Below are 14,713 nucleotides of genomic sequence, written 5' to 3'. Positions count from 1 at the left end.
TGAGGATGAACGCAGTTAAATTATTGGTACTCCCTGTTTTGGCATCAGCTTTAGTGATGACAGGTTGTGCAAACCGCAAACCAACAACTGACTTACAAGCAGGTCAAACACCAAACGGTGCAACTACAGTCAACACCCAAGGTTTGAGTGAAGATGCAGCTTTAAATGCACAAAACCTTGCAGGTGCATCTGCCAAAGGTGTAACCGAAGCCAACAAAGCTTTCTTGGCAAAGCGTGTGGTGCATTTTGACTACGACAGTAGCGAATTATCTAACGATGATTACCAGACCCTACAAGCACATGCACAGTTTTTAATGGCGAATGCCAACTCTAAAGTTGCACTTACAGGTCATACCGATGAACGCGGTACACGCGAATACAACATGGCTTTAGGCGAGCGTCGTGCCAAAGCGGTTGAGAGCTTCTTAATCACCAGCGGCGTTAACGCAGGTCAGCTTGAAGCAGTGAGCTATGGTAAAGAAATGCCAGTCAACCCTGGACATGATGAAAATGCATGGAAAGAAAACCGTCGCGTAGAAATTAACTACGAAGCTGTTCCACCATTATTGAAATAATAATTTGCTGTTTGGGAAAAACTCGTTTAGAACGTGTTTCCCCAATACGAAAAAAGCGCTCTTTATTACAAGGGCGCTTTTTTATGACATAAAAAACTGGGCGAACGAATATTTTAAAAACTAACAGATAAGTGCAGAAATACAGCTTTGCTTCAGTTATTCCGACTCGGCATCAGCTTTTGCAGTTTGCATAGATTCAATCAAATCATGCTTGTTAAACTTTTTATATTCAGGTTTAGACTCGTAATCTTTCCAAGCGGCTTTCATCTTGTCCTCAGAAATATCGTCTAAACTAATCCCTTCGCTTGGCGTTGGAGTCGCATCAAACTTTAACGTTGTCATATCTGTGCTCCTATCTCAAATTAAATCCTTCACATCAACATAGCACTTTCTGCAGGACTTGCAAGGGTAAAATCACAGCAAATAGTCGAGTTTAATTTTTCTTTTAACGCGTTCTCATCTAAACTATTGCAGCATATTGTTATCCTCATTTTTGCAGTCATTCGGAGTTTTCCAGTCATGTCATACCGCACCCTTTCCCAATTTCTACAACAACAAACTGGAAATTTAACACCCGAACTTGCTCAAGTGATTGAAACTATAGCCAATACTTGCAAAACAATTGACCAAACATTACAAAAAGGTGCATTGGCGGGCGTATTAGGCAGTGCACAAAATGAAAACGTACAAGGCGAAGAACAAAAGAAATTAGATGTTATTTCAAATGATTATTTAATTGAAGCGTTACAAAAACATCCTAATGTGGGTGGTTTGGCGTCGGAAGAATTAGACGAATTCACTCCTGCTCAGGAAAATGGTCAATATTTAGTGTTATTTGACCCACTGGATGGTTCAAGCAACATCGACATCAATATGTGTGTGGGTACCATTTTCTCAATTTTACCTGCAAAAAATGCCGTGACCCAAGCTGCAGACTTTATGCAAGCAGGTACACAACAAGTTGCTGCAGGTTATGTCCTGTATGGCCCATCTACCATGATGGCGCTCACTGTTGGTGCAGGCGTGGTATTCTTTACCTTTGACCCAGAAAGCCAAGAGTTCTTGGTGACTGCAGACAACATTCAAGTTGCTGCCGATACAAAAGAATACGCGATCAATGCTTCAAACCAACGCCATTGGGAAGCACCTGTAAAACGCTATATTGATGAACTTTTGGCTGGTAAAACTGGGCCACGCGAAAAAGACTTTAACATGCGTTGGGTTGCATGTATGGTGGGCGATATTCACCGTATCCTTTGCCGTAGCGGGGTTTTCATGTATCCATACGACTTAAAAGACCCGAAAAAAGCAGGTCGTTTACGTTTAATGTATGAAGCCAATCCAATGAGTATGCTCATGGAACAAGCAGGCGGTGCGGCAACCACAGGTCGTGTGCGTATTTTAGACATCCAACCCACAGACCTACATCAACGTGTGCCTGTCATCATTGGCTCAAAAAATGAAGTCGATTTGGTCAGCAGCTACCATCAATAATTTTTAACAACAGCAGTCGGCCATTCGCTGACTGCTGTGGATTTTATCGCATGCCTACGATTTTTTTAGAATCAAAAGATAACCCGAAAATTAAACACTTACGTGGTTTAATTGAACAAAATAACTATCGCAAAAAACAGGGACAAACGGTACTTGAAGGTACACATTTGTGTCTGGCGTGGTTACATGAAAATAAAAAAATCAATTCGATTTTTACCACCGAACATGCACTAAGCCATCCTGACTATGAGCGTATTTTGGCTAAATACACAGGCGTGGTCTTTGTCATTGGCGAATCTTTATATAAAGATTTAAGCACTTTAGGCACTTCCCTTGCCTGTTTAGCCATTGTCGACGTGCCAAGTTCAAGCCAAGCTTTAGACTTTAAAGCAGACACACTGATTTTAGAAAATGTGCAAGATCCGGGTAATGTCGGCACCTTATTGCGCTCTGCAGCAGCAGCAGGTATTGAACAAATTATTTGTACCAAAGGTTCTGCCTCACTTTGGTCGCCACGGGTGTTACGTGCAGGCATGGGCGCACACTTTAGCTTGCATACCTTTGAAAATATTGAACTCGAAGATGTCTTAGCACAATTTCAGATTCCTGTATATGTGACCAGTTCACACCATGCAGAAAGTCTCTATTCCAAAAATCTGCGTAAGGCTTGCGTCTGGATTCTAGGCAATGAAGGTCAAGGTGTGTCCGATTATGCCTTACAGCATGCAGAAGCGGTAAGTATTCCACAACCAGGTGGACAGGAATCTTTGAATGTGGCAATTGCAGGCTCAATCTGTTTCTTTGAAATGGTACGCCAACGTCTGTAAATGGTTAATTTATTTTAAAAAGACTAGCCCTGTAAAAAAAATAGATTAGACTGAAAATAATAACTTGCAATGTCAACCAAACCATTGTTTTTAGCGTTATAAAAATATGATGTTAAAAATAATGGTGGGTATCCAATGACAGGATTTTCCATCTCTATGGATTTAAACCCGAAGTCGTCACACTCGGAAAATTTGAGTGCTCTTAAGAGTACGGCTGAGCAACGTCTGAAGAATTTCATGCAAGACGTAACGGGGCGTGCCTTAGTGATGATGGAAAGTGCAACGCAAGGACAGCACGGCATTGCTATGGATTTGGTGCAAGAAGCCTTTATTTCCTTGCATAAATCTTATGCTGACAAAGCCACAGAGGAATGGTATCCCCTGTTTTACACCATTTTAAATAACAAATTACAAGATTGGCGTCGTAAAGAAGCTCGCCGCGCTCAACCGTTTTCATGGTTCAAAAAAATCAGTTTAGATGATGACGATGTTGAACAACTTGATATTGTCGATGAGCAAGCACTCAATCCTGCAGAGTTTTTAGATCAAGCTGTGACTGTAGAAGAAATTCAGGCAGCAATTGCGGGGCTTCCTGTGCGGCAACAACAAGCTTTTATGTTACGTGCTTGGGAAGGTTTTGATACGCAAACCACCGCACAAATTATGAACTGCACTGAAGGCAGTGTAAAAACGCATTATCACCGTGCTATTCAAGCTTTACGCAACAGTTTGGCACATATGAATCCGTATCTGGGAGGATCATCAGAATGAAACAAGATGATTTCTTAAAACAAGTGACATCTAAACTTGATGGATTGGCTCGCCACCATCAAGACAAAGCCGCGGTCATGAATCATGTCTTGGACAATATTCAAGACAAGAAAACATCGCGCTATGGGCTTTGGAAAATGTCAGGTTTTGCATTGGCTGCGGCAATTGCAGGTTTTGTGGTCTTGCCAAATTCAATGGAAATGACCACACAGCCGCAGAATCAAGCTGTATCTGTTCCTAAACTTTCTCCACAAATGGTGGAAGATTTAGAAATGTTAATGGTGTTGGGTGAGGACAAAGTTCCACATGGCAGCTAAACGAATTGTGATTGCGTGTTGTGCGCTCAGTTTTTTACAAACCAGTTTTGCAGGGTTTGAGCGTTTTTGGATTTTTTCCAAAGATGCAGATACGCAAATTTCAGAAACCTGGGAAACTCTTTCTGAAGAAGAACAATTGGCCTTAATTAAGCGCTATCAAAACTTAAAAGAAATTCCTGCAGAAAAAAGCGTAGCTTTACAGCAGCGGATGGATTGGTTTACTCAACTGCCTGATAGCGAAAAACAAAAAATGCGTGAAACTTGGCAAAAAATGAGCACGCAAGAACGTCGTGAATTAGGACAACGCTTGCAACAAGCAACACCTGAACAACGACCTTTAATTCGTCAGGAATACATTCTTAAATATCAGCAGCCTGCAATGAGTCACTAATTTTATCTGTTCATGGATAATAGAAAGTACTTGAAGTCACCAATAACAAAAGCCTCATCGTGTAAAACAGATGAGGCTTTTGCAATAAAGAGTCGGTAGATTACGATTTTCTTGGACGTTGACGATAGAACGCCAATCCGATTAAACCAAACATACCCCAGAAACCTAAGCTTCCCCCACCGCCACCACTGGCTTCATAATTGGTATTTTTCGCTGTATTTTCTAAAGTAATGGTCGCTTCAGGCGATAATTCCAGTTCATGATCGAAAATCGTGTATTTCAGCTCATAATCAAATGGGCTAAAGCTATTTCGTACTTGAACCTGAATATTGCCACCATAACAAATTTCACGTGCATAATCCCCAGGACAAGGTGCTTGACGATCTGCCGTAAGTACCACACCTGAAGGTACTTGTGTAAAACGAATTGCCAGTTCTTGTCCTGTACTATCTTTATAGAATGCAGGCTTATTGGTATTTTCTTTCAAAGTGCTGATAGAACCATCGCCTGCATCGCTATCATTCAGCAATGGATTAAAACTCACTTTGAGGTCTGTACCATATTCAAGTCGTACACGATCATCTTTTGCAATTGGGGCAATATTGCTAAATTTACCTTCAAGTAAGCCCGAAGAATGCAAATTACTGTCCAATTTTGAGGTAATGGTGTATTTACAATACGCTGAATCGGTTGCTTCTGTGACTTTATCATTCAGTCGATACATCACAATCCGTTGCAACTGTGCATCCCATTCACATTTGAATAGTGGATCTTGGGTCAATTTATCGGTACTAAATGTGGTACCTGAACCCGAAATTGCACCAATCCCCAATACTTCAGTGCTAATGCTAAAGTTGTCAGAATTAAGCTGTCTTAACTGAACAAATTTCCCATCTGCAGTTGGTTCATCTTGCTTTAATGCCATCGCAAATGGATCAACATAAATGGCACGATATTGCTGCTTAGCTTTGGTATTCGCCAACAAATCCTGCATCGTTTTCAAATCAGTACGCGATTGAGAAACGACCGAAGATGCAGCATCTTTACTTTGATCTATCGCAGACTGAATACGGTCAATTTGTTGCTGATAATTGGCAAATAAACTTTCATAAGAGACATTACGCAAGCTTTGAATATCGGCTGCATTTAAGCGCATCACTTCTACAGAGCCAATTTCACAGGTATTTTTTGCATCAGGATTTAAAGTTAAAGTTGCATTACTCACCCGCGCTAAACCACGTTGTTCATAATCACTACACCCCATGCTGTTTACATCAATCAAATCTTTCGCAGGGTCTGAACCAAGTTTTGGATAATACAACGGCAGGAATAAATTATAAGCAGATGGTTCTTGCAAGGGCTGCAATACTTGATCAAAGCTAAGCCCTGTCAAATCCAAATTTTTAGCACCATCATAAGAACTATTTGCTGTTTCAGGCAAATCACACTCGCCTTGCTCTGTCGCTGATCCCATTGCGAATAAGGCATTGCGAATTGTGTTGATGTTGCGCGCCTGCTCTAAGCTCGCAGGGAATGCATAACGACAAGATTTACCTTGGTTAAAGGCCAACATATTAAAAGAGAGGACAATACGTGGATAATTGTCATAAAACAAAGTACTCAATGCTTTATTTTCAACAATGGTATTACTTTGCAAATACACCTGTGACAAAGTGCTAAGCGGATGATTTTCTGCATTACTTAAGTTAAAGATATGACCTTTGCTGGTATTAGCTTGGTTTTGTGCAATCGTACTGGCAGTCAACGCAAGATCTGGTTGGCCGCAAAGATCAAAAGTACTAAGACTATTTGCAGCACCATTTTTCACAATACTGCTGCGGTCAATTTTCACCATAGAGCGTGTATTGACCAAGTTGGCACTACAATCCATTGCCAACACACTACCTACTTTGGCTTGGTTCGCATGGATATAAGCATTCTCTAAATTGACTTGACGCTCCGCTTGATGAGCAACAACGTAAATTGCACCACCCTGTTCTGCATGCGAATTTTGAATTTCGACATTGTTCGCAGCTAATGGGCCTGCCACAAATAATGCACCACCCTTGCCTGCATCTGCAGGGTTTGCATTACCACCACCATGGGCATTCCCATTTTTTAGAATGACATCGTATAGCGCCACGCTGGCTTGGGTATCTGAAGTATTGATAATGCGGCTATTGCCATGTGCATTAATAGTGGTTTTTAACGGTGCAATTGAAGGATAACGATGTGTAATTGGATCTACTTGGTTATAGTCGACCGCTGTCGCCCCATAAATACGCACCATAGATTGCGGGCGTAATTCTGAGTTTAAGATATATTCCCCAGCCTGCAACTGAATCATATCGGTTGCACCACGGTTGGTATTGCCTGCGCTACATCCACCGAACGCAATATTCTGCTTGGCCGCAACTAACGCTTCACGTAATGAACATTTGCTTAAGTCTTCACCATTTTGATCTTCAAAGGTCGTGACCTGAATCACACGATTATCTGCTGCCATAAGCGACATAGCAGACAGCACCATTATCCCTAATAGTGTTTTTTTATTATTTTTCATATTCATCCTTTATGCTTTTCTACGGCTTAAACCCAACAAGCCCAATAAAGCCATTAATCCGTAAGCGCTCCATGCACCGCCAGAAACTTTTATTTTATCGCTTTCCATACGATTTTCATGTTCTTGAATAACTTGGACTTTCACTTCCATATAAGGTGTTGTGCTGTTAAAACGTGTGGTACTGGTGACTAATTTAATTTTAAAAACATCTGCACCATGCCAAGCAGAATCTGGGGTATATATCAAATTCCCTAACTCATCTACAGTCAATTTTCCTTTAGAGCGTGTATCAAGTTGCTCGATTTGCACACAACCTGCTTGCCATGCTTGGCCTGTCGGATTGTTTGGAAAGACCTGATCACAAAACTCTTTAGGTACCAAATCACTATCACCCAACAAATCACTCACCGACATTTTAGCAATTTGACCCGCCAAAATATCTTGACCTATAAGCCCCATAGTTTCAGGAACCATCACCTCTATTGCACCACGGTCACATAAGGTAATATCTGACTGACGGTTTTTACCGCGCTGATCTGAAGCAGCACAACCGACTACCGTATTATCCCCCAGTTGTAATTGCCCCTGATTCAACACCACAGAATCTTTCAGGCTGTTATAACTGAGCAATACGCGTGGGCGCATAAAGCCCAAGAATGAGTTTTCAGGAACTTGATATGGACAAAAGAGTGCCGTTTTATCTTGACTGAGGGTTTGGCATGCACCTTCAAGCAGATTACCTGCAAGCACCGAATTTGCAGTCCATAGCGTATTTGGATAGTTGCTATCGCCTGCTCCACAGCCTGCGCCGACTAAATTATTTTGCAATCTTGTTGCATCTGAACCTGCTTGCACACAGTTTGCTGCAGTATTGACACTGACAGGATGTGGATTACCCAAAATCACACTATTGGCAATATAGGCTTTACCCAAAGGTGCGTTGAGATACACACCACGGCTGTTACCAATCAAGCTAATGTTATTGACACCAATATCATCCAGCACATTCATGACATAGCCTTCATTTGCAGTAAAAGTACTGCTCACGATCATATTCCCCATACTAGGAAAGGCTTTGATTTCTTCATCTGCCAAACTTGCTGCAGAATAGAGATTGGCTGAAGCAACTGATATGGTTTTGTTGCCTTTAAATACTGAAGTTGTAATCACAAAGCGTGGGAATTGCGTATAAATGACGCCACCTTCCTGCGCTTGGTTAGCTTCAAGCAAGCTATTTTTGATCTCAATAAAACCTGCAGGGATCTTCTCGTCAGTCATTTGTGCGAGGTTATAAATTGCCCCACCTTGATTGGCTACACCCTGACTCAGTTTCACATAGTCTAAAATTAAATGTTCATTATTATAAATCAGACCACCTTGTTGCTGACGACAGCGTTCCTCACCGCAGCCCTGTAAAGTTAATTCTTTTAAAGAAACTTTTAAGAAACGATCCTTGCTATCTTCAATGTGGAAAATTCGCTCATTGCCGCGCATCTGAATCGTGGCATTATTCAAACCTGGGGCAGTTTTATCATTCAGACTACTGTCATAGGTGGTTTTAATTTCAAGGTTTTCTGTAATTTTAAGTTGAGTATCAATTTGATAGACGGCTTTCTTTTCTAATAAAATCACACTTGAGGCATTTTTGCCGCCACAGCCCAAATAGCCTTCTTCAGGCATGCCTAAATTAATATACTCAATGGCTTCACGCAAAGAACATTGTTGATCATCTGCTTTGGTGTCAGCAGTGGTGGTGACAATGATATTACTACTATATGCATGACCTGCGATAAACAGCATACCAATGCCGATGCTCTGCTTGAGCATAAGCGTACTCCTTGTAATTTTCTTTGTTTTTTTTCTTCTTTAGTTGCAAATTCCCTGCAACTTCGAATTATTTTCCGAATAATTTGGCATAGCTTGCGCAAATTCTCAAGTAATTTTAATTTTTACCGATATTCGTCAATTAAAGCATAAATCTGACGCAGGTTTGCGCCACTTAATTTCGTTTTCTCTCCTTTAAGTAATTGCACCAACTGTTCAAGGCTTTGCAGCAAAATCGAGGTCTGCTGTGGGCCATGTAACAATAAGTAATCAATAATTTGTGGGTCGATGATAATCCCGCGACGCTCTAACACGGAACTCACTAAAGCTTGTCGGTCTGCATACAAACTGCCTGAAGGCACTTTAACACTCACTGCCTGCGTCAAACGTGATTGCAAATCGGGCAATTCAAGCTTTAATTCAATCGGTGCAAAACGTGATGAAAACACCAACTGACCACCAACCTCATTGCTGTAATTGATTAAGTGAAACACCGCACGTTGCCAATGTGGTACACCACTAATCGCTTCAATATCGTCTAAAGCAACCAAATCATAACGGTCTAAAGAGGTAATTGCTTCAGTGGGGGCATCCAATAATTCAAGTAAAGATACTTTAATGGCTGATTTGCCAATTTCTAAATAGGAATCACAAATTGCAGACAATAAATGACTTTTGCCTGTACCCGCACCACCATAGACATAAAAGCGATTGACCAATCCTGCATGAAGCTGTCGAACTGCATCAATCACATGCCCCCAACCTGGACCAGAAAAATCACTGATCCGTGCATCTAATTGAGGCTCGATATCTAACTGCAGTTGACGCATAGAATTGTAATCACCTAGGAGTTTTGCTGATCTGAGGGCTTTATCTTACTTGATTTTTCAGTCTGTTGCAGTGAATTTGCTGACTGAGGATCAAGCTCAATATCAATATGAACTTGTGCTGTATCAATGCTGATGTCACCCGATGCACCATCTTCCGACACCACCACAGGTTGCCCATACAAATAACTTTTTTCGTAAAAATCACGTAAATGACGCAGTAAAACCACAATCACTGCTGCTACTGGTAAAGCAATCAACATCCCCATGAATCCAGCCAGTTGTGCACCTGCTAAAACAGCAAACACCACCGCGACTGGCGAAAGCCCGATTTTATCACCCAATAAAAACGGTTGTAGAATATAGCCTTCCACCGCCTGTCCAATCATAAAGACCACAAGGACTAAAACCAATTGCATCCAGTCAATGCCAAATTGTAGGAAAGTGGCAATAATGGCTGCAACAATCCCTACAGCGAAACCTAAATACGGAATAATACTAGCAAGTCCCGCAACCATCCCAATAATCAAACCGACTTCTAAACCAATCAGTTGCAATCCAGTCGCATAAACGACGCCCAACAAGATCATCACCAAAAACTGACCTTTAACGAAAGCACCTAATACACTGTGACATTCTTGCACCACAGCTAAAGTGCTTTGCTCATAAGGACGCGGAATTAACCGACGCAGGCTGTCGAGCATACGCTGCCAGTCGAGTAGAAAATAGAAAGCAATAATTGGAATCAGCACTACGGTACCACCAATTTGAATAAAATTCAGACCAGACTGTGCAACACTCAATAACATGGCCTGAATACTATCGGCACTATAATTGGTTTGCACATAATCCATGACGATGCTGCTCATGTGCGAGGTATCAATTTCCATTTCTTCAATATGAAAAGTCGAAGACACCCACGGCAAGAAGGTCGAATTGATCCAGTTAATACCGACAGGAATACTGTCACGCGCAATCATCAACTGCTTCCAAACCAAAGGAATGATGTACCAAACTGCCAAAGTCAGCGCGATGCCAATCCCAATAAAAACCAAACTGATAGATAGCCAACGTGGCAAACCGACTTTGCAAAATTGTTCAACCAATGGGCTAAATAAATAAGCCATGAAAAATGCAACAACAAAAGGAATGACAACCGGTTTTAATAAGTACAGCACCCAAAGGAGCAGAACTATCCCAGACAGGATAAAAATGCGACGCAAGGTACGATCGACCATAGAAATTCGCCTTTTTTCAGTTTATTCGTTATAGAAGTTAAAATATTTGAATAAAGATAGCATTTTAGCGCATAAATAACATAAGAGTTTCGTATATTCAGGTATAATCGCCCCGCGAATGCGGAGACTTCATTATGAGCAACTCAACCTCTAACCCAACCACTGGTTTAAGCTATAAAGATGCTGGTGTCGATATTGAAGCGGGCGACGCGTTAGTCGATCGTATCAAATCTGTCGCTAAGCGCACGACTCGTCCTGAAGTGATGGGTGGATTAGGCGGCTTTGGCGCACTTTGTAAAATTCCGAAAGGTTATGAAGAACCTGTGCTCGTATCTGGCACAGATGGTGTAGGAACTAAATTACGTTTAGCGTTGAACCTAAACCGCCATGACACAATTGGTCAAGATTTGGTGGCAATGTGTGTAAATGACTTACTGGTGTGCGGTGCTGAACCTTTATTCTTCTTAGACTACTATGCAACAGGTCACTTAAATGTAGACGTTGCAGCCAATGTTGTTACAGGAATTGGTAAAGGCTGTGAGCTTGCAGGCTGTGCGCTTGTAGGTGGTGAAACTGCTGAAATGCCAGGCATGTATGAAGGTGAAGATTACGATCTTGCAGGCTTCTGTGTGGGCGTGGTTGAGCAAAGCAAAATTATTGATGGCTCTAAAGTAAAAGCTGGTGACGTTCTGATTGGTGTCGCTTCTTCAGGTGCACACTCAAACGGTTACTCTTTACTTCGTAAAATTTTAGACGTAAAAAATGTTGATTTAACTCAACTGGTTGATGGTCGTCCACTGGCTGACGTTGCCATGGAACCAACACGCATTTATGTCAAATCAATGCTTGAACTGTGCAAACAAGTTGATGTGCATGCTATGGCGCACATTACGGGTGGCGGTTTACCAGGTAACTTACCACGTGTATTGCCAAATGGTGCGCAAGCAGTGATTGACGAATCATCTTGGGAATGGCCAGAACTGTTCAAATTGTTACAACGTGAAGGCGGTGTAGAACAGTTTGAAATGTATCGCACCTTTAACTGTGGTGTAGGTATGGTTGTTGTTGTAGATGCCAACGATGCAGACAAAACAGTTGAACTTCTCAACAGCCTTGGCGAAAAAGCTTGGGTGATGGGTCATATTCAAGACAACGCCGAATCCGTTGAAGGCGCAGATGAAAAAATTCGCGTAATTTTTGCGTGATTTGACTCAGATGATCAAAATAGCTGTCCTCGTTTCAGGCAGCGGAAGTAACTTACAAGCCCTGATAGATGCCAATCTTTCAGGGCAAATTGTTGGGGTTATTTCCAATAAGCCTGATGCTTATGCTTTACAACGCGCTCAACAAGCAGGGATTCAAACTGCAGTGATTGAGCACAAACAATATCCGAGTCGTGAATTATTTGATGATGTCATGCATCAACAATTACTTGCATGGGATGTTGATTTGGTGGTGCTTGCGGGCTTTATGCGTATTTTAAGTGCCAAATTTGTGCACGCTTGGGAAGGTAAAATGCTCAACATTCATCCTTCACTCTTGCCGCATTATAAAGGCATGCACACCCATCAACGTGTACTCAATACAGGCGATACTTTACATGGTTGTACCGTGCATTATGTCACTGCTGAATTAGATGCAGGTCAAGCACTGGCACAAGGTGTGTTGCAAGTAAACATCCACGATGATGCCGAAAGCTTGGCGAACCGTGTGCATGTGTTGGAGCATTTGATTTATCCGCAAGTGGTTGAATGGATTTGTAACGGAACCATTCAGCACACTGCGCAAGGTGTGATGTATCGCCAACAACTGTTACAACAACCTGTGCAGTTTTGCAATTTTTAAATATTCTTTAAGTATGTAGCTTTTGATATATACGAAAAAACGCCTGTTGATCAGGCGTTTTTTATGGTTCGTATTTGGTTCAGACTGAATTAAACAGAAGCAGCTTTACTCTGCTGTGCTTGAATCAAATCTTTAATCAACTGCACCGTCGCTTCAGGTTTTTCTAAAGGGAACATATGTCCACCTTCAACCACCTGATAAGCAATGTTGAATTTCTTGGCGGTAATTTGTGGGAAACCTGCTTTTAAGAACGGCCCTTTTTTTGCAATCACCAATTCTGTCGGCACTTGCAGTTTTGCTTGCGGTAACCACCACAGTGATGGATTGGTTCTAAAAATATTGACCTCGTCCATTTTTGGAATGGTCAATTGTACCCCGCCTCGTACATGGTCATCAGTCAAAGCATGCTCGATATAAGCCTGAAAACAGTCGGCATCAAAATCTTGATAAAAACCTTTCGGACGCAATAAGTCTGCTGCTTGCTCACGACTTTCCCAATGATCACGACGGCGCAAAGACAAAGATGCAGGCGACAGTTGATCTACTGCTTTAAGCTTAAACATTTTGGCAAAATGTAAAAACACCGATGCTTTACCCATAATTAAAGGTGGATCAAGCATGATCACTTGTTCAAATAATTCAGGGCGTTGTAAAGAGGCTTGAAACGACAACACTGCACCTAAAGAATGCCCCAACGCAATCACTTTACGTCCCTGAGCTTGACGTACAACACTGTCAATCACTTGTTGGGTTAAGCTTTGCCAATGATTATCAATCGGATAACGCTTATCTGGGCCCAACAAAGGGACGTAAATCACATCGTAATCATCTTTAAGTAAATCAAACAGTTTTTGATAAACCTTCGATGGCACGCCATTGGCATGCGCAAAATGAATCAGTGGTTTCATTGTAATTTCGCGTTTTGCTCAGTCTGAATATGTTGAGATAAAGAAGTGGCAAAGCCCTCTCCCACTGCTGCCCCCATACGACCCAACACAGAGTCTAAAGGACTATGTTCAATGGTATAGTTCACTGTTTTATCTAGGTTTAAATCACGCTTCAGGCTATTTAAACTGCCAATCTTATCGGCAATGCCTAAAGTCACGGCTTGCTCACCTGTCCAGAACAGACCTGAGAAAATCGCAGGATCTTGTGATTTCAGTTTCGCGCCGCGTCCATCTTTCACTGCTTGAATAAAGTGGCCATGCACATTATCTAATACGGCTTGCACATGTTTTTTCTGTTCAGGATCAACAGGTTGTGTCATCGACAATAAGGCTTTATTTTCACCTGAGGTCATAGTACGATCTTCCACACCCATCTTCTGCATTAAACCGCTCAGCCCATAATTTGGCATAATCACGCCAATTGAACCCACCAAACTTGATGGATTGACAATAATTTCATCTGCAGCGGAAGCAATGTAATACGCACCTGAAGCGCCAGTATCGCCAATCACGGCATAGAGTTTTTTCCCTTGATGCTGTTTTTTCAGATATTGAATTTCTTGCCAGATTTCATCTGACTGCACAGGTGAACCACCCGGAGAATTAATATTTAGCACCACCGCCTGACTGTTGCTGTTTTCATAGGCTTTTTTCAGTGACTTGATGGTATCATTGCTGTTCACACTTTGCTTATCAGATGCAATTGTGCCAACAATATCCACCACCGCGATATGTGGACTCGCTGCCGATGGATTCGTGGTCGTGGTACTGCACCCTTTGCCCATTATCACCAACAGTAAAAATATATAAGCAAAAGTTAAAAACTTAAAGAAAATCCCCCAACGACGTGCACGACGTTGTTCTTCAACTGAAGCTAAAACAGCTTTTTCTAATAGTTTCCACTCATTGCCTGTGGGCTGCTGTGCTTGTGGAGATATTTGTTGTGATTCATTTTGTGGTTTTGGTGGCCAATCGGACATGAAACAATCCAAAAAATAGTAAATTTGCTCCATTATATACACGGAATTGGCAAAAACTGTCTAAAGCCTGTATTTTCTCCTATAATATTTTACATCTTTATCCTTTCTATCAAT

General features: G+C 41.6%; 15 protein-coding genes. 8 read left to right on the top strand and 7 right to left on the bottom strand.

What is annotated here, in order from left to right:
- The first annotated feature begins 5 nt into the window (after positions 1 to 5).
- A complete protein-coding gene (pal, locus tag FTU58_RS01060; RefSeq protein ID WP_179996167.1) occupies positions 6 to 575 on the top strand; it encodes a peptidoglycan-associated lipoprotein Pal in 570 nt (189 codons plus the stop codon).
- A 156-nt stretch (positions 576 to 731) separates the two neighbouring features.
- Here pal and FTU58_RS01055 read toward each other — a convergent pair whose 3' ends face one another.
- Positions 732 to 917, bottom strand: a complete 186-nt coding sequence (locus tag FTU58_RS01055) for an NF038105 family protein (RefSeq protein ID WP_004971800.1) — start codon at positions 915 to 917, stop codon at positions 732 to 734.
- Between the two features lie 177 nt (positions 918 to 1,094).
- Here FTU58_RS01055 and FTU58_RS01050 point away from each other — a divergent pair, with 177 nt between their 5' ends.
- The 5 genes from FTU58_RS01050 to FTU58_RS01030 all read left to right on the top strand — a co-directional run bounded on the left by FTU58_RS01050 (position 1,095) and on the right by FTU58_RS01030 (position 4,375).
- Positions 1,095 to 2,069 carry a class 1 fructose-bisphosphatase gene (locus tag FTU58_RS01050; protein WP_004971801.1) on the top strand — a complete coding sequence of 325 codons (975 nt, stop codon included), beginning with the start codon at positions 1,095 to 1,097 and terminating at the stop codon, positions 2,067 to 2,069.
- 50 nt (positions 2,070 to 2,119) lie between these two features.
- Positions 2,120 to 2,896 carry an RNA methyltransferase gene (locus FTU58_RS01045; RefSeq protein ID WP_004971802.1) on the top strand — a complete coding sequence of 259 codons (777 nt, stop codon included), beginning with the start codon at positions 2,120 to 2,122 and terminating at the stop codon, positions 2,894 to 2,896.
- 156 nt (positions 2,897 to 3,052) lie between these two features.
- A complete protein-coding gene (locus FTU58_RS01040) occupies positions 3,053 to 3,667 on the top strand; it encodes an RNA polymerase sigma factor (RefSeq protein WP_004971803.1) in 615 nt (204 codons plus the stop codon).
- Positions 3,664 to 3,984 carry a hypothetical protein gene (locus FTU58_RS01035; RefSeq protein WP_004971804.1) on the top strand — a complete coding sequence of 107 codons (321 nt, stop codon included), beginning with the start codon at positions 3,664 to 3,666 and terminating at the stop codon, positions 3,982 to 3,984. Before FTU58_RS01040 ends, FTU58_RS01035 begins: the two co-directional genes overlap by 4 nt.
- The gene (locus FTU58_RS01030; protein WP_004971806.1) at positions 3,974 to 4,375 is read left to right on the top strand and encodes a DUF3106 domain-containing protein; all 402 of its coding nucleotides are present in this window, start codon (positions 3,974 to 3,976) and stop codon (positions 4,373 to 4,375) included. The genes FTU58_RS01035 and FTU58_RS01030 overlap by 11 nt, the downstream gene beginning before the upstream one ends.
- 100 nt (positions 4,376 to 4,475) lie before the next feature.
- Here FTU58_RS01030 and FTU58_RS01025 read toward each other — a convergent pair whose 3' ends face one another.
- The 4 genes from FTU58_RS01025 to cxpE form a co-directional block, all read right to left on the bottom strand.
- Positions 4,476 to 6,890 carry a CSLREA domain-containing protein gene (locus FTU58_RS01025; protein ID WP_257222315.1) on the bottom strand — a complete coding sequence of 805 codons (2,415 nt, stop codon included), beginning with the start codon at positions 6,888 to 6,890 and terminating at the stop codon, positions 4,476 to 4,478.
- Positions 6,891 to 6,947: 57 nt separating this feature from the next.
- Positions 6,948 to 8,765, bottom strand: a complete 1,818-nt coding sequence (gene rbtA / locus FTU58_RS01020; protein ID WP_179991110.1) for a rhombotarget A — start codon at positions 8,763 to 8,765, stop codon at positions 6,948 to 6,950.
- A 122-nt stretch (positions 8,766 to 8,887) separates the two neighbouring features.
- The gene (hda, locus tag FTU58_RS01015; protein WP_004971812.1) at positions 8,888 to 9,592 is read right to left on the bottom strand and encodes a DnaA regulatory inactivator Hda; all 705 of its coding nucleotides are present in this window, start codon (positions 9,590 to 9,592) and stop codon (positions 8,888 to 8,890) included.
- A 14-nt stretch (positions 9,593 to 9,606) separates the two neighbouring features.
- On the bottom strand, positions 9,607 to 10,827 hold the full coding sequence (gene cxpE, locus FTU58_RS01010; RefSeq protein ID WP_167845886.1) for a chloramphenicol efflux transporter CxpE: 1,221 nt from the start codon (positions 10,825 to 10,827) through the stop codon (positions 9,607 to 9,609).
- 134 nt (positions 10,828 to 10,961) lie between these two features.
- On the opposite strand from cxpE, the gene purM reads away from it, so the two are divergent.
- Positions 10,962 to 12,032 (top strand): phosphoribosylformylglycinamidine cyclo-ligase, encoded by a 1,071-nt coding sequence (gene purM, locus FTU58_RS01005; protein ID WP_104853216.1) that lies wholly within the window; start codon positions 10,962 to 10,964, stop codon positions 12,030 to 12,032.
- A 10-nt stretch (positions 12,033 to 12,042) separates the two neighbouring features.
- A complete protein-coding gene (purN, locus tag FTU58_RS01000) occupies positions 12,043 to 12,672 on the top strand; it encodes a phosphoribosylglycinamide formyltransferase (protein ID WP_179990107.1) in 630 nt (209 codons plus the stop codon).
- An 89-nt stretch (positions 12,673 to 12,761) separates the two neighbouring features.
- On the opposite strand, the gene FTU58_RS00995 is transcribed toward purN, so the two are convergent.
- The gene (locus FTU58_RS00995) at positions 12,762 to 13,580 is read right to left on the bottom strand and encodes an alpha/beta fold hydrolase (protein ID WP_004971819.1); all 819 of its coding nucleotides are present in this window, start codon (positions 13,578 to 13,580) and stop codon (positions 12,762 to 12,764) included.
- Entirely contained in the window at positions 13,577 to 14,599 is a 1,023-nt protein-coding gene (sppA, locus tag FTU58_RS00990; RefSeq protein WP_004971820.1) for a signal peptide peptidase SppA, read from the bottom strand. The genes FTU58_RS00995 and sppA overlap by 4 nt, the downstream gene beginning before the upstream one ends.
- Between the last annotated feature and the right edge of the window lie 114 nt (positions 14,600 to 14,713).

This window comes from Acinetobacter sp. YH12120 (assembly GCF_013418795.1).
GTDB lineage: Bacteria > Pseudomonadota > Gammaproteobacteria > Pseudomonadales > Moraxellaceae > Acinetobacter > Acinetobacter towneri.
Note: the sequence above shows the minus strand (reverse complement) of the source record. Positions and strands in the feature narration are given on the sequence as shown.